This is a genomic window from Desulfoluna butyratoxydans (genome assembly GCF_900699765.1).
In the GTDB taxonomy this organism is placed as follows: domain Bacteria; phylum Desulfobacterota; class Desulfobacteria; order Desulfobacterales; family Desulfolunaceae; genus Desulfoluna; species Desulfoluna butyratoxydans.
On the sequence record NZ_CAADHO010000005.1, the window covers coordinates 198,074 to 219,629 of the forward strand.

The window sequence follows — 21,556 nt, forward strand, 5'->3', positions numbered from 1 at the left end:
TGCACAAAATTCATGCATAAAAAAACCCCGGTCGGTTGGTTCCGGCCGGGGTTTTGATCAGCGTTGCTCTGCGTCTCGTCTCACCCCGGCCTGCCCACGCAGACCACCACCACCACCACACACACCACGAGGGAGGAAATCGTCAGGGCGGTATGGTTGGTTGAGATGGTCATCTTCAAAAAGGTCCGTTGGGTTAAGTCGAGGTTGTTAACGATATAAAAAAAGCCCGGTCGGTTGTTCCGGCCGGGCTTTGTCTCAATCTATGGGAGCAAAGTCTCAGCCGGAGCACACCACCACATGCACCACCACACCCACCACGCGAACGTCGGCGTTTGAAGCGGTCATCTGAATGTTGTTGAGGCTGAGCACGTTGTTGTTTCCTTATCGTCAAAAAATGGAATATTGATTAACCTTGAAGGCATTCAAGACATTTGTCAACTGTTTTTACAAATCAAACAATTCAGGTGAGTTTGCCGGGGTCACGCAAATAAAACAACCCCATCAATCCCACGACGCCCCCCTCCTATAACCTATGACCTGTTTCCTATTCCCTACTCACTATTACCCATTCACCATTCACTGCCCTAAAGCCCCCTCGCCGCCTCGCTCCTCAGCGCCCCCGAATCCTTCGTTTCAAGAATCTCATTCACCGTCGCCAGCATCTTGGCCCTGTCCTTCTGGAGTTCCCCGCTCACCGGCAGGTAGTTGGAGGCATGGGCCCCCACGAATTTAAGCTTATCGATAGTGATATTCTCGAAGATGGTCTTCATCTCTTCCAGGGTCTCGAAGGGATCGGGCAACAGGTGTGTCCCTTTTTCGCAGGCGTTGAACAGGGCGGTCCCCGGCACCGGGGTGTAGGTGAGGGCCGCGAGGTATCGGGGTTTCATGAGGTTGGTGATCTCGGCGGTGGCCTGGGCGTGTCGACGGGCGGCTTCGCCGGTTCCGGCAATGCCCAGGAGAACCATGGAGGAGAGGTTGATGTCGGCCTTTACCAGGCGCTGCCCGGCTTCGAGCATCTCGTCTGCAGTCACCCCTTTCTTGACGGCGGCCAATACCTGATCATCTCCGGACTCCACGCCGAGGTAGGCCTTGGTGAGTCCGGCTCCCCGCAGGACCGAAAGATCGTCCCCCTTGGCCAGGGTGCTTTGGGGGCCCACATAGCTGCCCACGTGGCGCAATGAGGGGAAGGTCCGGTAAAGGGCCGAAAGGATCTCAAGGAGGGCGTCGGTCTCCATGGCGATGGCATCCCCGTCGCAAAGGAACACTTTCTCTACATCGCCGTAGTGGGCCTTGGCCATGCGAATGTCTTCCATGATTTCGTCCATGGAGCGCACCCGGTAGCGCTTATCCTTGTACATCCCGCAAAAGGTGCACTTGTTGTGGGAGCACCCGACGGTGCACTGGAGCAAATAGCTGTTGGCTTCGCTGAACGGCCTGAAAATCTGTCCTTCGTATCGCATGGTGTGTGGCTCCTCACCCGAATATGTCACAAAAAAACAATCAATCCCAAGGAATAGAACGTTAATATAAAAACTTACGATAAAAAACGAAAATATCACAAAAACACAAAAGGCACCCCACGACTCCCTGCTCAAGTTCTTCACCTTTTCGAAAGGCCGGGCATACCCATCTTCCGCGTTATCAGAACGTTGAGGCAAACAACGGCATCTGCCGCTGCTTTGCATGTGATTTGAATCTGGAGGTAGGCAGATACAGCAAACTTTGCTATTTCAGGTAGAAAACCGAAGTATCGAAACGTGCCTGGCTGAGTCAAAGGCATCAAGCGGCAGTGCATTCCCCCGGTTATTTCATGGAAAGAGGATCATTCCAAAGCAATGTTTTTTATTGCATGTTGCCATCAACCAAAAAGCCGGGCATTCGAACAACCCAAACTGTAGTTCCCGATTTTCTGATCGGCTTCTTCACCCTTCGGAGGAACGGGGCGCCACTGGCTACAGTGAAATGAAAGTGAAAAAGAGATGCCTGAATTCACTCTTACAGCCCTCATTCTTGGAATGTTGGCAGACTTACTGGTTCCAGTCGCCTTAGCAAAAAAATATCCCGGTTACAGCCACCTAATGGACACAATCAGTGCGTTAGGCGCAAGGAAAAGCCCCGTACGAATATGGGAAAACGTCAACCTGGTACTTGTTGGGTCGTTATTCATGGTCTCTGCCATTGGCCAGGCTCAGTTCTTCAAGCCCCACCAATGGAGCAGCACATTATATATTTTAGGAATACTCACTTTCGCATCAGGCTGTATCCTGGCGGGTATCTTCCCAGCCGATCCCCAAAAAAGCCTTTCCACGAAAATACATGGAGTTGCCTCTGGCATTGGGTTTATCGCTCTGTCTTTTAACCCGTTGTGGGCTGTTTTCATGCAGCCCTTAAAGGGTGTCAGAGTTTTAAACGGCTTCCTGTTCGTCTGTGCGGTTTTGACATTTTCCTTATTTGTTGCGTCAGAAAACAGGGAGACAGGGTGTTTGAAGTACACCGGTCTTTACCAACGCCTCAACCTGATAATTCTGTATCTCTGCTTAAGCCTGAACGGTATCCAGTAATTAGCCCGGATCTTTCACGGGTCGTTTTCTCATGGAATATCCGGGTAATCCTTACAACACTGAGGCCGGGAGAGTATCCCCCCCTCATGCTCCGTACAAACAAAAAGAGTCACAAAAAAACACAAAAAGTCCCAACACTCCGGAAGCACTATACTTTTTCCGCCACCTCTGGTACCAACAGAAAAGATCAATCACACCATTGCCCCGCCTTGTCATATCTCCCGGCCTGGGACAGCCGACAGAAAACCCGTCGTTGCACTGACCATAATCAGGAGGCACCATGCGAAAGGTATCCCCCAAACTGGAACCCTGGCTGAAAAAATTCAACGCGCTCCTTGCCCACCTGCAGGCAAACGGCTTCAAGGCCACCCCCACCAACGCCCGGGAAGGCTTGGCAAACCTCACCCGGGGACTGGTGAGTTCCAGTCCCGATGTTGCCTGGGTCCAGGACGACACCATCCCCAGCCCAGGCTTTGACATCCCGGTGCGCATCTACCACCCGGACCCGTCCCGGGCCCTTCCGGTCCTGGTCTTTTTCCACGGAGGCGGCCACATGGCCGGGAGCATCACCGTCTACGACCCCATCTTCCGCAGGACAGCCCTTGCCACAGACCACATCGTGGTGGCCCCGGATTACCGCCTTGCCCCGGAATGCCCCTACCCCGCAGCCGTCAACGACGCGTACAACACCGTCAAGGGGGTGTGGGATGTGTTGAAGAGCCGGGGAGTGCCTTTTACCCCCCGGCTCTCCATTGCGGGCGACAGCGGTGGTGGTGCGCTATGCGCAACCGTCGCCCACCTTGCCCAGCATGATGCGGGGACGGACATCAAGCGCCAGGCCATGATCTACCCCAGCCTTGACTACACCATGGACAGCGCGTCCATGGTGGAAAACGCCGTGGGGTACCTGTTGGAAACGGCAAAAATCCGATGGTATTTCGACAACTACTTCCAGCACGCGGAGAACCGGCGGGAAGCCTCTCCCCTCTACATGACCACCACGGCCAGACTCCCGGAGACCCTGGTATTCACCGCCGAATTCTGCCCCCTCCGGGATGAGGGCACAGCCTATGTCCGCAAGGTGGAGGAAGCGGGAGTGAAGGCCGAGCGCCACCATTTCCACGACATGATCCACACTTTCATGAACATGGAAGACCTGGTCCGGGAAGAGTGCGACGCCGTCTACGCCAAAATGGGGGACTTTCTCAACAGGCCGTAGCGGTTACCGTTTCTGAATCGTTTCCGGTGATTCCGAGGCTGCTTCAGAGAGTTGGGTATTCATGTAGGTATCGAATACTGCCCTCTGCTGGTTGGCGTTGCGGTCCAGGCCCGAGATGATCTTGCTGGTGTCCACGAAAAACGCCCGATGCGCGTTGCCGGTCTTCATGAGCCACCGATACTCCAGCACGGTCTCGGGCCGGGCACACTCCACGCAGTGGTTCCAGAAATCCTCGGCGGTTTCGGCCATGCCCTCCGTTCCGGGAGGGTCCGGTGCCTTTTCAAGAACATGGGCCAGAAAACAATAGGCCATCCCCGCACCGATCTGGTCTTCCTTGATCTGCCTGTCCAGGGCGATGGCCTTTCTCAGGTATTTTTTCGCCGCCTCGTAGTCCTCTGTCTCCAAAAGGGCCCACCCGAGGTTCCGGTTGAACTGGTACTCCAGGTTGAGGTTCCGCTGCTCCAGGGACTCCACCCTCTGGAGCCCCAGCATGAGAAAAGACTGGGCAAGGCGTGGGTCCCGGGCCTGGGTGATGGGGTTCATGCGGTTGATGAGCAGGCGACCAAGGTTGTTGATCCCGGCCAGGTCTCCGGCACGTACGCCCTGGTAGTAGTGATCCCCGGCGCTCTCCTGCATGCCGATGGATTCGTAGATCCTTCCCAGCTCCGAGTCAAAGGAAGCCTCCTGGGGATCGAGCTGAAGGCCCCTCATAAAAGAGGTCTCCGCGTTGTTCAAATCTCCGGCGTCGTAGGCGCGGCGCCCCGTCTCATCGTAGTGATTTTTCAAATAGGAGCTGGTACTCATCACGCCCACCAGAAGAATGACGGCCACCACGAGCACCACCTCGCTCTGGAACTGGGTCGGTACCCGCAGGCTTTCGAGAATGGTTTTTACCCGGTCTCGCCCCGAAGCGGTGAGGGTTCCCTGGCTGATGGCGGCAAGGCCCCCCACCTGGGCGATGGTGGAGAAAGTGGAGGCCACGGTCAGGTCCCCCACGGAGAGGGCTTTTACAATGGTCACCACGTGACTGGCGCCCAGGCCGATGACCAGCATGGTGGCAAAATTCCACACCCAATCAAAACGATCCCAGGCAGAGACTTCCGGCGTCATGTGCCACCACCAGGCGTCGTTGTCTGGCCCGCACTGCTCCCGCCACCGGTCCAGCTGGATCACTTTGTTCACAAGCGTCGCGTTCTTCAGAAGCCAGCGGTCCAGGGCCTTGATCCTGCCGTCCGCCCTGATAAACCACGCCGCTGCCTCCTCGTCGTTCACGTCAAAGGTGCTGTAGGCATCGTGGATGGCGTCCCGGGTAAAGAGAACCTCCAAAACCACCTGCTTCTCCTCCGCCGTGAAGCTCGTCTTGTCCACGGACAGGCTCTGCATTTCCGTGAGCCCGTCCTGAAGGCGGTTGAACAACTCCGAAACCCGTTCAATCTTGTCCGATTCCGTCATGGTCACCTCCCGTTATCCGGTCTTTCCTTCTTTAAGGAGTTCCTTTCGTATCCCCTTTTCAAAATCCCGCCGTCCCACACGTTGCCGGCCCTCACGCAGGGCCTGGATCGCGCCGAAACGAATCACGTTGACAATGGAACCGCCGGTGAGGGCGTGGGCTTCGGCCATGGCGGCCACGTCCACGTCATCGCTCAGGCGGGACACCCCGTGCAGGGCCCGGGTCCAGATCTTCTGCCGCTGCTCCGCATCGGGGACGGGAAAATAGATCGCGGATTGAAACCGCCTGAAAAACGCCTCATCCAGATTGGCCTTCATGTTTGTGGCCAGAATCACGACCCCGGGAAAGTCCTCGATTCGCTGGAGAAGGTAAGCTGTCTCCTGATTGGCGTGGCGGTCGTTGGAGCTGCTGGCCTGGGTGCGCTTGCCGAAAAGGGCGTCGGCTTCGTCAAAAAAGAGAATCCAGTTGCGGTGCTCGGCCTGATCGAACACCCCGGCCAGATTCTTCTCCGTTTCCCCGATGTACTTGGAGATCATCATGGACAGGTCGATGCGGTAGACATCCACCCCGCAGGCCTCACCGATGAGGGAAGCGGTCAGGGTCTTTCCCGTGCCCGGGGGCCCGTGGAACAAGGCCCGGTACCCGGGTTTCAGCACCCGGGAGAGCCCCCAGGACTCCATGATTTCATCCCCGAAGCGCCCCCATCCCACGATATGGTCGATCTCTTCCATCACCTCGGCAGACAGGACAAGGTCGTCCCAGGTCAGGGGCGTGGTGAGCCGCCTTGCCGGAAACCCGGCCCCGTACTCAGGCCGATGGACGCCCCCGGAGGTAATCCGATGCAGAAAGGCTTCACTCACCTGCAGGGACCGGCTCCACAAAGGCTCCCCAGCTTCCCGGCCCTCCAGGGCCAGCACCCCGTTCCGGGCAAAGGAGTGCCCCTCACCAAAGAGGGACAGCAGGTCCATCCGGGCCGAAAGGTCGCCCCCGGCCACGATAAAAGCGGCTGTCTCCCCCGTGGGCAAAAACCCGCCGTGGCGGTTTCCCGTCACCCCTCCGAACTCGGTGAACCCCCTGTCAATGGTCTTGTTCTGGATGAAAAAGGTGTCGAGGACCTGGGGACGGATATGGGGCGCAAGGGCCAGCACAAGCACCAGCCGCTCCCGGGCATCGAGGGCCATTTCCCGCACCGCCTCAGCAAAGGAGGACGCATCCCCGGCAAGATCCGGCGGCACATGGGCCTCGATGCCCCGCACCCGGCACTCATGGCCGAAGTACAGGGCAATCCGGGTCTCCAGGACCTGCTCGAACCAGGCGAGCTCCTGCTCAAGGGCGCGGGTGAAGGATTCTGGGGCTGGAGAAGATGACTCGTTTGGAAAAGGGGGCATAGGAAGGGGTGTCTATCACGTGGCATCAATGGGCAATGTGGAGAGACTGCAAAAAAAACCTGCGGGACGCATTCCCAGGCGAAGCCTGGGAACGAGCAAGCGGCGCGGGCTTGGTATCGTGCCCTCAATCACAATTGGCTGTCTCGCTCCCAGGCTCTGCCTTGCCGGTGGGCTTAATCGTTCCATGGCTGGCACACCACACAGGTTCCCGTAACACCGCACATGGAGACAGAGCCTCCGAGGCTCATTCCCAACAAGCACAACGTTACCCTCACAGGTGCAGTCCATCAGCAAATGTGAAGAGACGAAGCCCCGAAGCATTTGCGAACCTGGGGTCAAGGGGCTTTAGCCCCTTGCCGCGCCTTTACACCGATCCCGAAGCCCGTTTACCCAGGGCATCGGCTTCGGCTTCCAGGCCCGGGTTGTCGTTCACCGGCATGCCCGACACCTCGCAGGTGGGAGAGACCCGGCCTTCCCGCTGCTGAACCACATGGGCCAGTTCGTGGCCGATGAGTTCGCGTCCTGAGGTGGTGTCCGGCCTGAACTGGCCCGGGGCAAAATGGACGTCATGGCCCTGGGTAAAGGCCTGGGCGCCCAGGGCCGGGGCTTTGGATGAGGAGGGATGCACGGTGATATCGGAAAAATCGGTGTTAAAGGAGCGCTGCATCCCCTCTTTGACCCTGTCCGGCAGGCCGGTGGTGTTCCTGGCCTGTGCCACGATGGCCCCGCACCGCCGCTGCACCGCATCGGGGGTGTGGCAGGCTTCGGGGGCCCGGTTTTCGGACGCGACGGTAAGGGGCGATGCCCCCTCTTTTTCGCTGCGTTGGACAAAATCTTTCATGGTCTGTTACCTCCAATTCACGTAAAGAACCTGTTTCATCCAGGGGTGTTTGATGGGTGAGATCCCCCAGGGCAGCCGGTCCAAAAGCACATCCCAGGCCCTGGGTTCAACGGTGAGATGCCAGGCCCCCTCTTTGAGTATCAAATCCCCCGAACGGACGAGAAAGGACTCCCGGAGGCCCTGGGGCGAGGTGTTTTTCAACGCTGTCCAATGAGCAATGACGGCACGGAGCAGCTCGTCGGCCAGGCCGGTCTCTCCCTCGGAGAGGACCATGGGGTCAAGAACGCGGCCTTCCGAGGCTGTGCCGCAGAGAAGGCGGTTGAGCACCAGAGGGTACTCCGGGGTCTCCAGGGCGTTGTGGGAGAGGTAATGAAGAAGCAAGGCGGCCCTGTCTGCCTGGGCGGGGTCTGAAAACCGCCCGTGTTCGAGGTAGCCGAGGCGTGAAAACAGAGAGGGAAGATACGGAGAAAGGATCACAAGGCCTGCGCTGGCCACACGGCAGACCTCTCCTTCGGGTACCTCCGTATCCCATGGCTGCTTTGCAGGGGGCAGGGCTGCATCCGGGGCCATGGGCTGAGCAGACCTTTTTCCGTGCCGGGCTTTTTCTTCTGGAGCGGCCGGTGCCGGGGCTGTGACCATCGCCTCCTTGGCGTTTCCGGCCCGACCGCCGTAGAGCACCCCATGGACGGCTGCTGCCGCCGCTTCTCCTCCGGGGCCTTTTCCCACTGCGGCGGGCAGCAGGCCAAGGAGTGTTCCGGCCAATTGCGGGCTGCCGTGACGCCCCATCCAGGCCAGGAGACTTCGCAGAAACAGGGTCGGCGTCATGGGACCATGGGAAGGGGCCGCGGCCAGTTGAAAGGCCCAGGCACGGATACGAAGGGCCCAGACTCCCAGCCCGGAGTTCCTGCCTGACGCTCCGATGGCACGTATCACGGCATCCAGGACCCCATGCACACCCAGGCCCCACGACGGAGCGATCACCCCAAGGACCCGGACTCCGTCCCGGGCAGGCAGGACCTCTGCCAGGCGCCTGGCCGCGCGCAGGGATCTCAGCCTCTCCGCAAGGGGTTTTCCGAAAGGGGCCCCGTTGCGGGCGAGGGCGGCCCGAATCTCCCGGGCACACAGCTCCTTCTCCCCGGGGGTGGGGGGCACATCGCTGTCAAGAAGCTGCAGCAACCGCACCAGCGCCGGGTAAGCCGTGGATGGATCACTTAGGCCCGATCCGTCGGCCGATGGCCCCTGCCCTGTTACCACGGCATCAGGACGTTCAGCCCCGGATCCGGTCTCTGCAGGGGGCTTTTCGGAAGCCGACGTGGTATTGCCATCCCCGGGAACAAGGGGCGCACCACCTGCCCCCCCCGTTGCCCGGCCCTCTTTTGTTGCGGGGGTCTTTCGCTGGTGCTCCTCCATCCACAACTCATCCAGCAGGGCCAGGTCGTCCTGCTCTCGCTTGCCCCCGCCCGTGGCGTAGACATCCCTGAAAACCGAGAGAAGGGTTCCGTAGGCCATGTTGTACCGGGAGGCCATGCCCGAAATGAGGCGTTGGAGATACCGCTTGAAGTTGAACCGGCTCTTTCGCTCCACCAGGAGAAAGGCGAGGCTCAGCTCCCAGAGCTGGTGGGAAAATGCCTCTCGCCCCGTAACCTCCGGGGTCCGCTTTTCAAAGGTGGTACCCCTGGAAATGCAGCGGTTGACAAAACGCCCGGCAGCAGCCTCTTCAGGCCCCAAAGCGGCCACCAGGGATTCAAGCTGCTCATGGGAGAGGGCCTTGACCATGGCGGACCGAACATCGGCCCGACGGCCCTCATTGAGCACCAGGCGGCGCACCTCGGCATCGCCCCCGGCCAGGGAGCGTATCACGGCCTCGATCTCAGCGGGGGTGCCCTTGCCAATGAGCACCCGCTCCAGCGACCCATGTTCCCACAGCGGCCCATGCTTTTGCCCTTTTTGGGCGGAACCCCTGTGTTTCTTCTCTTCAGCGACCGAATCGCGAGCCAGGCTTCCCAGTATCTCCCGCATCTCCTGCCCCGCAGCTCCCGGTACTTGGAGAAAGACAGCCTGAAAGGCACGGAGAAGCCTTCTGGCATCCACATTTTCATGGGACGCGATGCGGGAGATCAGGTGGGAGACGTATTGCCTGCGCTCAAACCGGGCCTTGCCCTCCACAAGGAGATACCCAAGGGTAAACTCCCACAGGAGCCGCTCAAACCCGTCCGCATCGCCGGAGACCGGGGCTGTATGCTTGAGGAGGAGCCTGTTTTCAGCGGTCTTTGCCACAAAGCCTCCCACAAAGCCCCCGTGTTCCGGGGAGAGCAGCATGGCGCTCTGCCTCAGCCGGTCCCTGCCCAGGTAAAGGGCTGCATGACGGGGAACGTTTCTCTCGTGGGCGTAATAGAAAAAGAGGTGCCTCACCACCCAGGGAAACTCCGGCCACAGCTCCACCATGCGCGACAGGTTCCGGCCACCCCGCCCCAGAACCAGCACCTGCTTGAGCACCCGCCTGAACGCCGCCTCTCGGCCGTCCCCCTTGGTGTGCCGGGTTGGCGGCTTCGGCTCCGGCCTTTGTGCCTGGGCATCGGAAGCCTCTGGCCCGCCCCTGGGGTGACGCGCCTTGAGCGTCTTCAGATGCGAGGTGAGCTGGCGTATCAACCGGGCCTCAAAGCGCTTGGGAATGAGCTCCGCCGCCTCAGTTGCCGTCACCTCCCCCAGGTCCAGCACAATCCCGGGAATCACCACGTCCCCTTCGGGCCAGTCAAAGCGCTCCAGCACAGATTCAAAGACGGGCATCACCCTCTGCCGCAAAAGAGGCACCAGGGCATGTTCCATGGCCCGGGCTTCCTGCCCGCCCCGAAGGGCCACCTCAAACCGGGCTCTGCGTACTTTGAAGATCGGGGTCATCACACCTGCCTCAGGGAAACCGGGCCCGCTGCCGGTTTCTCAACCAGATCAGCACAAACACCGCACAGGCCGTGGCTATGATGACCGCCGCCGTCTCATTGGTCCAGTTGTTCTCCGTGGGATTCACGGCCTCGTAGAGCCATACCAGCCCGGCAAAAAGAAAACCTGTACCGATGGCCCAACCGTAAAACCGCTCGATGAAATTGCACACGGGCCAGGACCAGCAGGAAAGAAGGGCCACAAAGACCATCCCCAGCCCCAGGGCCCACGCGGCGCCCTTGATAAGGTAACGCTTGGAACAAAGGGCATTGCCCAGGCCTGATTTCCAGACGATCTCCGCAAAAAAGTCCCCCTGGTCTTCAAGCCGTGCCCGGTTGTAGGCAAGAAACACGGTGGCCGTCTCGTCGGTGAGGTCCATGGCCAGCCCGCCGAACCCCAGGGTCCGAGCCAGCTCCATGGGCTCGTACCCCTCTTTTTTCCGATGCGCCTTGTACCAGTCGAAGGACATCACATGGTACACCTTGGACCTGTCCCCGTCCTTCAGGGAGACCAGGGGCGAATAGTATTGCCAGAGGGCTTCGTTGAGTTTCGGCGTGGTCATGTTCTTCATGAGCACCACCACGTCCAGCAGGATCACGTCCACCTCGGCCAGCAGCTTTTCCAGATAGCTGTAGAGGACGCTGTCCTCCCTGGCATCATCGCAGTGAGTCAAACACAGGTTGATGCGCGCGCCGCCATCCTTGAAGGACTCCATCTTCTTCAATTTGTAGATGAGGTTCATGACCCGCTGCCGGGGAAGCATATGACGCTCTTCGGCCTTTTCTTTGGTGTCGGTTGCCGTCACATTGAAATAGTCCCCGATGTAGGCCATGGGAAACCGCAGAAGCACCCCGTCTGCCTCCGCCCCCTGGACATAGGCATCAATCTCCTCGGCGAGGTTGATAATGGAAAAGGCGTTGGCCTCCTCCACCCAGGCCCCCTCCCCCTCCTTGACCCACGACGGAACGTTTTGGGCACCCTTGCCACCGTTTTCTCCCTCACCCGTTTTTTCCTGGGGTACTTTCCCCTTCTCACCGGCCTCCTCTTTCCCTTGATCGGCTTTTTCGGCCACGGCCGCGCCGCCATCGGCCTGTGGATCCCCTTCGCGCCTGATCCCCAGGTCAATGATGAGGTCCACCCCGGTACCGTAGGCCCGCACCGCGAGGGTCATCTCCCGGAGGTCGCTACCGTCCCTGCCCAGGTAGCCGAACACACTGGGAACCGCGCCGTCAGAAAGCCCGATACGACTCCACCCCTGGAGGTCCACGTCAAGGGCCTTGCCACCCTGCATGTCGAACAATCCGTAGGTTCCCTTGTAATCATGGGTATCCGGAGGGCACCCACACCCGTCTACGGGGGTGATCCCGGCCGAGCTGCCGGCAAGCGCAATATCCCCGGGATATGCGGGCACCATCAGCACGGCACACATCACCCAGGCCATCCTGGCCCGCCTGAGCCACGGGCCCACAGCACAGCGCAGTCGGCACCATCCGTCCATAGGCATCACCCCTTGTCCTCCCATGTGTTGCAGCCGAGTTCGTAACACATCTCCAGCAGCCCCTGGCCCAGGTCATGGTGATGTGCGGGGCTCAGCTTCACCGCCCTCTCCGGTTTGTAAGCATACGGGGTCAACCGGTAGTGCCCGGAGGTTTTCCTCGGCCGGTATTCAACGGCCACGTCCTTGCCCAAAATCTCACGGATCATCTGGGTCAGGTGATCAAGGCGCACGGCCTCGCTACCCGTCATGATGACATGCCGGTTTTCGGCGCCCTTCTCCAGGCACCCGACACAGGCCTCGGCCAGGTCGAACACGTGGATATACTCCCGGACCTCGTCCGGGGCCCCGTAGCAGGTAAGCTTCTTTTCACCGCATGCCTGTCGCATCATGGCCCCGATGGAGTTGAACGCGTTGGCCCTGGGGCCGTAAGGGGTGCCGATGCGCAAAATGGTATACCCCAGGCCAAAGGCCCTGGCGTACTCTTCGATGAGCTTTTCACACGCCTGCTTGGAGACCCGGTAAAAGCTCCCCAGTTCGTTGTAGACATACATGGTGCTGGCAAACACGATGTGGGCCACCCCGGCATCGGCACAGGCCTCCAGGATGGCACAGGTGCCCATGACATTGGTCTCCAGGGTCTCCCAGGGGCGCTTTGCCGACTCCGCAATGTCCGCAAGGCCTGCAAAGTGAAACACGGCTGTGGCTCCTTCGACGGCTCTTGCCACGGCCTCCCGGTCCAGGAGGTCCCCGGTCACCATGGCTTGGTTCTCCTTCAAAAAGGGGGAGGGCTGCCGGTCAAAAACAACAACCCCGTACCCCTTTGCGCTCAGCTCATCGGCCACATGGCTTCCGATGAACCCTGAACCGCCGAACACAACCGTTTTTTCCATGGTGGCAGACTCCTTTTCATCACGTTTTATCAAAGGTGGCCTGATGGCCTCTCAAGGATGGAGACAACCGACGAAACCGGCGTGCCCGGGGGAAAGGGAGAGGCCTGGCCCTGGGGCACGATACCCAGAAAACGGGTGCCGGTTGCCTTTGCCGCGCGGTAATCGGCCATGGCATCCCCCACCATGAGGCAGGCAGGGGGTTCAAGGCCATGACGGGCCTGGAGGTGGTTGAGGAGGTCTGGCTTCGAATCGGGAAACCCGTGGACTTCCGTGAACCATGGGGCCAGGCCCCGGGCCCGCAGAAGGTCCCTCACCTCATCACGGGGGGCACCGGAAACAACAAAGGCTGGAATCCCTGCTCCATGGAGAAGGGCCAGGCTGTCCAGGGTCCCCGGGATCAGGGGGGCGGTGAGCAGACCACGACTCACCATCCCGGAGAATTCCCTGCTCAGCCGGTCAAGGACGTCGTCGTCCACGGGCAGATGAAGCAGCTCCTCGTAATAGTACCTGAACTTCACGAACCGGGAGACACCGCCGTTGGCCAGGTGATGGGCCACCACGGCCCTTTGGACCTCCGGACCGAAATCCCGGAACATCCGGGCAAAGGCCTCGGTCTTCACCGGTACCGAGTCCAGAATGACCCCGTCAAAATCGAAGAAAACACCCTGCCATGCCATGACACTCTCCTTTTAAGAGCCCCCCAGACATTCGAGGACCCCGTCCACGGCCCGAGCCTCCATCCTCACCCGGCCCTCCCGGGCGTAGGAACCGATATGGGCGGTAAGAAGCACCGTCTCCATCCCCACGAGGGGTCCGGCATAGGGCTCTTCCTCAAAGGTATCCAGTGCAGCTCCGGCAAGATGCCCGGAATCCAGGGCACGGAAAAGGGCCTCCTCATCCACCAGCCCACCCCGGGAGGTATTAATAAGAAAGGCCCCTTTTTTCATGGCCTGCAGCCGCTCGTTGTTCATCAGGTAACGGCTCTCCGGGCTGAAGGGAAGATGAAGCGTCACGATATCCGAGGCCGTGAGCAGCTCCGCCAGGCCCACCTGACTGCACCCGAAAGGAAGGGACGTCAGTGGGCGGGCATCACACACCTGCACCCGGCACCCAAAGGGACTCAAAAAACCTGCAACCCGGCAGCCCACCCGACCGAAACCGATGATCCCCACGGTTTTCCCGGCCAGGAGTCCTCCCATGGGGCGGACCCACGTGCCGGAGCGAATGCCTGCATCCGAGCGGTGAAGGCCCCGCAAAAGGCATAGCATCGCCCCCAGGGTGAGCTCGGCCACCGAGTCCGCCGGGCCATCCGGTGTGGTAAACACGACAATCCCCAGCCGGGCGGCCGCCTCCATGTTCACGGAGTCCAGGCCCACGCCGCAGCGGGCGATGACCTTGAGACCCGGAGCGTTCGTGAGAACCTTCGCCGTCAAGGGCTCCACACCGGCGATAAGGGCCACGGGGGCGCTCTCCCGGATAAGACCGGCGACCTCCCCTTCGGTGAGACGCCTGCCAAAGGGATTGAGCACCGCCTTGAAGCCGGCACGTTTCAACCGCTTCAGGGGAGCGGGATCGTGGATCCCGAAGGTGGAGGTGGTGATGAGGATAACGGGCTTGCCGCCGTTTTCAGTCATAGTAGTTATCCGTGGCCCGGGCAAAGGACTCGTAAATGGTGGGGATGGGAAGATCACGCTGTTCCATGGCCGATTTTTTCACGGAGATAAGAAACTGCCGGGTCCGCTGCACCTCCATGTCACCGGCGTTTTGGCCCCTTGCGATGGCAAGGGCCATGCCGCCTGCCACCTCCCCCTGCTCATAGCCCGAGGTAAAAACCGAGATCATCCCCCCGTCGGCCACATTGACCAGGGACATCCCCAGGATGGGGATCCCCGAGTTCTTCTCGGTCCATCCCATGATCTCCGAAGGGGGGACAGGCTCTTTTTCTCCCGACGGCAGGCGGAACTCCCGATAATCGCTCACCAGGATCATGTCCGCATAGCCGTTGGCCGCCCTCACCGCCCGTTTCCACTCCCCGAACTGGCTCACCCTCACCGGGGGACACCACGCAAGGGGCGACCAGTCAAAGGCGTTGAGTTCGGCCAGTTCGGCGGTCACCGAGTCCGAGGCATCGCAGACAAACACCACCCTGGGGTGATCGCCCCCGGACTTTTCCGGCCGGAACCCCTTGGCCCGGGCCACCATCATCAGGGTCTCCCGAATGGCCGAAAGGGGTTTGCGTTCCAGAATGCCGGTGACGTTACCCGCGCCCTCGTACCCGTAGACTCGGGTCTCCCCGTTGACCCCGCAAAAGACAATCTGGATGGTGCTGTCGTTAACGTAGCGCCGTCCCACCAGCTGCTGCCCGAGGTCATCGGAGATAACGATGACATCCGGTTTCCATTTGCGGATGGTGCGATGGGCCGTGGAAGCGGCGGTGCGCTTGAAATCCTCATCCGTATGGTTCTTTAAATCCATGTAGTGGTAGCGCAGGGCAATGTCGTGGTGCCCGTCGAACACGCGCCGGATCCCCTCGTTGATCTGAACCACCCACGGGTAATCCGTGTGGTAGCTGTGGAGAATCAGGATCCTTGGCTTCTGGGCTTTCTGGGAGACAATAAGGGCCGCAGCCAGCATGACCACCCCTGCCCTGACCCATACCGATACCTTTGTCTTGGGTTTCATATGATGTCCAGATACCTCCAGAAAGGAAGGGACGCGTAGATGGCCAGCACGCGCCCCAGGATCATGAGGATGTTAAAGCGGATGATCCGCCCCTCGTCGTAGTGCCCCTCCAGCCCCTTGAAACCTAAGATGTCCTTGAGCTGGATAAAGTAGCCGCACTGGTAAGAGAAAAGGTAGGCCTCGGCCATGGTCAGGATGATGAACCCCACCACCCAGGGGGAGACCCCGGCCACATCGGCCAGGGGGAACAGGGCCGTCACGAACAGAATCACGGTGATGGGCTCGGGCAGAAAAAGGCGGACCAGAACGATGAGCAGGCACAGGAGCCCGATAAACATGGGCAGGCTGCTCCGCATGTACTCCCCGAGCCAGCCCAGGTAATCGGCCACCAGGGTGTCCAGGCCGGTGAGGGACATCACGGGCAGCCAGGCAATGATGGCCCCCACAAAAAGCAGGGTGGACCAGTCGATGTGGGACCGGATCTCCCGTTTCCCCACCCCGCCGAAAAGAATCAGCACGGTGAAGATGGAGAGGGCCACCCAGGGAATCTCCACCTTGTGCACCGACGAAAGCAGGATCCCCAGGATAAGCACGGCCATGGACACAACGGCGGTGCGCTCCAAGGGGGACAGGGGGCCCAGCACCTTGAGCTGCTCAGCTACAATGAACCTGGGAATCCTGAACCGCCGGGACTCTCTGAACACCAGCCAGGACGCACCGAAAAACAGGATCAGCATGAGCCCCCCGGAGAACGAGGCGGCAACAAGCCAGTTCATCCACTGAAAGGCAAACTGGGTCTGGTAATCGAAGAGACCAAGGACAATGAGGTTGGCCGGCTTGCCCGTAAGGAACACCGAGGCCATCAGCCCGATGCCCCCCAGGGTACTGTTGACGAAATGGGCGCCGAGAACGTCTTTTTCCGAAGGATTCGACGCCCCCATAAGGTCCACCAGAAACGGGGAGACAATGGCCATGCGCGCGCCCTGGGACGGCACCACGGGCGTCAGGAACAGGCCGCTCAAAAAAAGGCAGACGCTGTACCAGAACGAGGAAGCAGGCACCAGGCTGAGGACCATAAGGGAGAGGCGAAAGGTCAGGCCAGATGCCACCATCACCGCACCCACCCCAAAGACGCTGAGGAGCATGAAAAAACTCCCCGATGCGAACCCGGAGACCGCCACCTCCGGCGGCACGATATCCAGGAGGATCACCATGATCACCACAAAAAGGGGCGGCGCAAAGGCGGGCACGAGCTGGAACACCCACAGGACGACGGCCGAGGCGATGATGGCCAGGTAAAACCCCGTGTTCTTTTCCAGTCCGAGGCCGGAGGCTGCCAGCCAGCACCCCAGGGCCACCAGCAGGGTGACGCCCCACCCCACCGTCTCCCTCACCGGAAAAACAGCTGCCTCTTCGTTCTCCCGGTCATCGCCCGCCAATGTGGAAGCCTCGCATGTCTCGCAGGACGCCAGCTTCACATACGAATCAAAAAACAGGTTCTTGATCTCCGGGTGGGCATCGGCCAGTTGCCGGATATCCAGGGTGGGCACCTCGATGACGGATGCAGGCTCCACGGCAACGGCCGTAACGCTGTATGTCCGGGCCCCCAGCACGGCCTCCTGGCCGAGGTATCCTCCCGGTGCCGAGGGTGCCCGGCGCCACAGGCAGACCCTGCCGTCCCCTTCCCCGGTGAGGGTAAAGGCGCCGTGCCGCACGAGATACACCGTGTCAGCGGCATCTCCCTCCCTGAAAAGCACCTCCCCTTTGTCGATGTGACGCGACACCACGTGCATCAGCATGTGGGCCAAATCGCCTGCCGGGGCGCGCCCCAGGATGGCATCCCCCAGAAGGGTCTTGGAAAGGGACGGAAAGGCTCCCCGGTCACCGGAACGGGACTGTTCCCCCATGGCGTTCTCCCTTTTTCTCGTCTGTTTCATGGAATGGTAAGATCATGATTCCGAAGAAGGCTCCTGGCCCACCCAGGGGGCATAGCGCAACCCCACGGGCTCAATGCCCGCCCGGGTAAGGGCCATCCAGATTTTCTTGGTCACGGCGTGCTGAAACCCCTGGATCTGACCGTAGTCCCGGACAAACACCGACCCGGTGTAGATGCAGCCCCACTCATGGAACCGGAACAGCACCTCGGCCCGCCGCACCCCGGTGACCGAGAGCATGGCCTCCCGCAAAATGTCTTCCACCTGCTCCGGGGGATGCACCACGTCCAGGTGGACGTCGATGTCGATCTTGAAGGCCTCGTCCGGTCGGTTGTAATTGACGATGACAGCCTCGGATGCCATGCTGTTGGGGATGTTCACCATGTTGTTGTCCGACGTCCAGATCCGGGTGGTCCGCCACGTGATGTCCGAGACCTTGCCCTCGCCGAGGTCATTGATCTTGATCCAGTCCCCGATCTGAAAGGGCCTCTCCAGGTTGATGGCGATGCCGGAAAAAATGTTGGCGATGTTCACCTGGATGGCCAGGCCGATGATCATGGTGATAACCCCGGAGGTGGCCAGGAGGCTGGTGATCTTCCGGTCAAAGACAAAGGCGAGGATCCCGAAGCACACCAGCATCCAGATGAAAATCTTCACAAATCGCCTGACGAGGTTGGGAATGCTGCGGTTGGTCTTCTGCTCCAGGGGTGTCCAGATGTAGCGCTCAATGCACCGGATCAGGAAAAACGCCGGAACACCCCACCACAAGATGTCGAACATGCGGATCACGGGCTGGAGGTGGTGGGTCTGGTGGCGCTCCAGGAACCACTGCAGGAGCATCACCTCGGTGGAGACCAGCAGAATCGCCACGGTGGCGGCCTTTATCAGGAGAAAGGACTCCCGCTTGATCCCGGGCAAGAACCCGCACAGCAACACGATTACAGAGCCGCCGAACAGATAGTTCACGGCCGCCGGCGGAAGGTTCCGGCGCAGGCGCAGCTCCCTTTTCTTGATGCGGACCCCGATCTTGAACTTGGAATAGTCCACCACCCCGGACTGGCTCTCCAGGTGGTCGGGATGGCCCAGGGATTCTTTTTTCGACACCCCCTGGGAAAAGTAGATCCCGCTCACGGCCCAATCCTCGGAAGGTCCCAGAACCCGGGACGTCTCCATCTTCGTCCGAAGGGTCTCCGGCGGCTCCATGCCGAGAAGGTCCGTGACATAGACGAGGTTGCACCGGGGCATGGTTCGGTGCCGGAAGCCGATGTTGAGCACATGCTCTCCGTACATGCGACGGTCCGAATAGGAATCCATCATAAAACGACCCGTTGCCTTGTATTTGCGGTAGGTCATCCGTTCCGTGCGCTTTTCCGACACAAGGGTTCCCATGGTCACAGGCTCGGCAGCATAGAGGAATTCAATCTCCTGGGGCTCGATGTTTCCGTGGTAGCGAAACCAGATGTACACATCCGCCAGGTAGGTCTGGGACCGGATGTCGATCTCACTGATCTTGTTGATCTGCACCCCGGTGTACACCACGTTGGTTTTGTAGAAATACCGCCCCCCCACTCGGATCACCCGTTCCTGGGCAAGGGCCTCCCGCACATTGGGGATTTCGCTCAGGGACGGCACCTCCTGGAGCTGGACCGGAGCAGAGACCAACCGCCTGTTCTTGAACATGCCCATGGTGATGGGCTTGGACGGATCGCCGTCTGCGTTGAAATAGGTCCGCCCCGTCACCCCGGAGATCGCCTTGAAGGAAGAGTCCCGGGATGCCAGCCACTGCCGGATGCGATGCCGGTCCACGGCCAGTTCTTCCAGGTCCCCGGAGATTCCCGCCTCTAAAAGGGCCCTGTGAACCACCTTTGCCGCGTCATAGGAAAACGCCGCCCGTCGGTTGGGCTCCTCCCCGTAGGCCCTGCGGTAGGCCTCCATAAAGGCCTGGTCTTTTTCATCCGCCGTGTCAAAGATCACCCCGCTTGCCGCGTACATGCCGTCGGTGTAGTAGCCGGGGTGCTCCATCTCCTTGGGATACCGGCTGAACAATTGAAGAAACTTAGGAGACGAAAGCCCGGCCGCAAACACAATGCGATTTTCAATGCCCCGGTCCCTGAGCAGGGTAATCAGCTTAAACCCCTCCGGGGGGTGCAGGGCGATGAACACCGCCCCGGCCTTTTCCCCGGCCCGGTCAAGCTCGTCGACAATCTCTTCCAGGCGCTGATCCAGGCCCTTGTCCTTGACGTCATATCGCCACACATAGGGCACCGTCATCCCCAGGTTGCTGGCCGCCCCCACAAACACCTTGGCAAGATTGGCCCCGTAGGCCAGGTCCTCGTGGATAACGCTCACGTGCCCCTGGCGAAACACCTTGCGCATGTAATTGGCCAGAAACCGCCCCTGAAACTCGTTGTTAAAGGTCATGCGGAAATACCAGGGATTCCTCCGGGTCACCCGCACATCCGTGGAAGTGGGCGATATGGCCGGAATCCGATGCTGCAAGTAGACTTCCCCGCCCATGATGGAGCAGGTGCTGCTCTCATGGCCGATGACGGCCAGCGCCCGATCAGCCCCGGCAATATCACGGGCCATTTTTGCCGCCGTGTCCGCGTCATCCTCGTCGTCGTACACATCCAGAACGATCTTCTGCCCATCCACCCCGCCTCCCCTGTTCACCGCATCCACATAGAGGCGCACCCCCTGGATCACCGCCTTGCCGTTGGACGCATTCCTGCCGGACAAAGGACAGACCACGGCAATGTGAAGATCGCCCCTGCCACCTGCAAACAGAAGACAGGGGGCAAAAGCGGCCACGAACAGGGTCGAAAGGATCATGCAGCGGATTGTTTTGATGGGGGGCCTCATAGGGTGGGGGTTGGCAATCAATAATAGACTGCAAAGGTTACGGCATACAGCAGCCCGGTGATCATGGGCCAGTAAAACACCCGTGGATAGATATTGCGCTGGAACCCCACCAGGCCGAGATTGCCATGGTAGGCGTAGAGATATGAATTGATGGATACGGCCAGAAGGACAAAATACGTTACAAAATAGTAGTATTCCAGATAGACGATGCCGGAAGCAGACAACGACTCCCTGAGGCCTATATGATCAAAAATAGCCACAAAAAACAGGCCCGAGCACGCCGCAAGAACATTCAACGCAAGGCTTTTTTCCAGAACACTCATCAACAGGATAATATAGAGCAGGGAGAGAACCACGATCAAAGGGATCAGGTGAGCCACAAAGGAATCCAGAAATTTCCGACTCATGGCGATATTGTAGTAAAGTTCAGGAACGTCCCGGCCCGGCTTGCCCCGCGCCACGCCGAAGTTCGTTTTGTAGGCGTTGCACCTGTAGCTGAAAAACGATGACACAATATGTTTTCCCTCCGTCACGATATTCGCTTCAATTCCGGCAAGGGATTTTGGATTGCTCAGTTGGTAGGACGCAATATCCGGGACCAGGACCACATTGTCATAAAAATTTTTATGCCACATCCTGATCCAGAGGTTCACTTTATCGAGGGGGAATTTGCTGTTATCGAACCGCTCTCTCACCGTCACCTCGAAATACCACCCCACCACCTCTTTCCCATTGACTGTTTTCCGATATGTCTCTTCCAGAAGGGTCTTGACCGCTTCGGGAAACACAAGGCCCTTCTCGATTTTCGAACCGGTGTCGTACGTCTGCCAGACATATCCGGTCATGGTGACATTGTTCGGCCCGTCGTACTCAATGGATTGTACAAACAGCCCCGTGGGCACATACACCGGAGTAGACAGATGCCTTTGCTGGCACTCCGCATCATATTTCTTTTTAAACTTGTCCAGTGTCATCTCACTGGAAATGATCTGCCCTGTTTCCGCAGACGTATTGATCACGATGTACCAGGTCACCCCGATTCCCATAACAAACCCAAGGGAGCACAACAGAGTCTTGACCCAGTACCTCTTCACCACCACCATGCAGAAGAAGCAACAAGCGGTAATCAAGGCAAAACTGACTTCCATGCCGTGCTTTTTCAAGTCATCCTTGCCCAGCTGGGCATCGTGCCGATCAATCACGGACAACACCGCCCACCCTGGAACAGCAAGGGGCCTGTAAAGAAACCACCCCTCCAGGCCGGTCACCGGGCTGGTATACTCCACCTGACCAG

Annotated in this window: 15 protein-coding genes; 2 read left to right on the forward strand and 13 right to left on the reverse strand. The window is 59.6% G+C overall.

Features of this window, described 5'->3' with window-relative positions; translation table 11 throughout:
* Positions 1-584: 584 nt before the first annotated feature.
* Positions 585-1,460, reverse strand: coding sequence for a radical SAM protein (locus MSL71_RS14905; RefSeq protein WP_180141754.1), 876 nt, complete (start codon positions 1,458-1,460; stop codon positions 585-587).
* A 519-nt stretch (positions 1,461-1,979) separates the two neighbouring features.
* On the opposite strand from MSL71_RS14905, the gene MSL71_RS14910 reads away from it, so the two are divergent.
* A complete protein-coding gene (locus tag MSL71_RS14910) occupies positions 1,980-2,561 on the forward strand; it encodes a DUF998 domain-containing protein (RefSeq protein WP_180141755.1) in 582 nt (193 codons plus the stop codon).
* A 280-nt stretch (positions 2,562-2,841) separates the two neighbouring features.
* Entirely contained in the window at positions 2,842-3,780 is a 939-nt protein-coding gene (locus MSL71_RS14915) for an alpha/beta hydrolase (protein WP_180141757.1), read from the forward strand.
* 3 nt (positions 3,781-3,783) lie between these two features.
* On the opposite strand, the gene MSL71_RS14920 is transcribed toward MSL71_RS14915, so the two are convergent.
* The 12 genes from MSL71_RS14920 to MSL71_RS14975 all read right to left on the reverse strand — a co-directional run bounded on the left by MSL71_RS14920 (position 3,784) and on the right by MSL71_RS14975 (position 21,548).
* A complete protein-coding gene (locus MSL71_RS14920; protein WP_180141759.1) occupies positions 3,784-5,232 on the reverse strand; it encodes a tetratricopeptide repeat protein in 1,449 nt (482 codons plus the stop codon).
* 12 nt (positions 5,233-5,244) lie between these two features.
* On the reverse strand, positions 5,245-6,618 hold the full coding sequence (locus MSL71_RS14925) for an ATP-binding protein (protein ID WP_180141761.1): 1,374 nt from the start codon (positions 6,616-6,618) through the stop codon (positions 5,245-5,247).
* Positions 6,619-6,982: 364 nt separating this feature from the next.
* Positions 6,983-7,459: an eCIS core domain-containing protein gene (locus MSL71_RS14930; protein ID WP_180141763.1), complete on the reverse strand. Its 477-nt coding sequence runs from the start codon at positions 7,457-7,459 to the stop codon at positions 6,983-6,985.
* 6 nt (positions 7,460-7,465) lie between these two features.
* Complete coding sequence (locus MSL71_RS14935) at positions 7,466-10,357, reverse strand: contractile injection system tape measure protein (protein ID WP_246317806.1); 2,892 nt, start codon at positions 10,355-10,357, stop codon at positions 7,466-7,468.
* Between the two features lie 10 nt (positions 10,358-10,367).
* Positions 10,368-11,900, reverse strand: coding sequence for a hypothetical protein (locus MSL71_RS14940; protein WP_180141766.1), 1,533 nt, complete (start codon positions 11,898-11,900; stop codon positions 10,368-10,370).
* Positions 11,900-12,784 (reverse strand): NAD-dependent epimerase/dehydratase family protein, encoded by an 885-nt coding sequence (locus MSL71_RS14945; protein ID WP_180141768.1) that lies wholly within the window; start codon positions 12,782-12,784, stop codon positions 11,900-11,902. Before MSL71_RS14945 ends, MSL71_RS14940 begins: the two co-directional genes overlap by 1 nt.
* 29 nt (positions 12,785-12,813) lie before the next feature.
* Positions 12,814-13,461: an HAD family hydrolase gene (locus tag MSL71_RS14950; RefSeq protein ID WP_180141770.1), complete on the reverse strand. Its 648-nt coding sequence runs from the start codon at positions 13,459-13,461 to the stop codon at positions 12,814-12,816.
* 12 nt (positions 13,462-13,473) lie between these two features.
* A complete protein-coding gene (locus MSL71_RS14955) occupies positions 13,474-14,418 on the reverse strand; it encodes a phosphoglycerate dehydrogenase (protein ID WP_180141773.1) in 945 nt (314 codons plus the stop codon).
* Complete coding sequence (locus tag MSL71_RS14960; protein ID WP_180141775.1) at positions 14,411-15,466, reverse strand: ABC transporter substrate-binding protein; 1,056 nt, start codon at positions 15,464-15,466, stop codon at positions 14,411-14,413. Before MSL71_RS14960 ends, MSL71_RS14955 begins: the two co-directional genes overlap by 8 nt.
* Positions 15,463-17,403, reverse strand: coding sequence for an SLC13 family permease (locus MSL71_RS14965; protein WP_180141777.1), 1,941 nt, complete (start codon positions 17,401-17,403; stop codon positions 15,463-15,465). Before MSL71_RS14965 ends, MSL71_RS14960 begins: the two co-directional genes overlap by 4 nt.
* Positions 17,404-17,415: 12 nt before the next feature.
* Positions 17,416-20,232: an ABC transporter substrate-binding protein gene (locus tag MSL71_RS14970; protein ID WP_180141779.1), complete on the reverse strand. Its 2,817-nt coding sequence runs from the start codon at positions 20,230-20,232 to the stop codon at positions 17,416-17,418.
* A 47-nt stretch (positions 20,233-20,279) separates the two neighbouring features.
* Positions 20,280-21,548: a hypothetical protein gene (locus MSL71_RS14975; protein WP_180141781.1), complete on the reverse strand. Its 1,269-nt coding sequence runs from the start codon at positions 21,546-21,548 to the stop codon at positions 20,280-20,282.
* Positions 21,549-21,556: the final 8 nt, after the last annotated feature.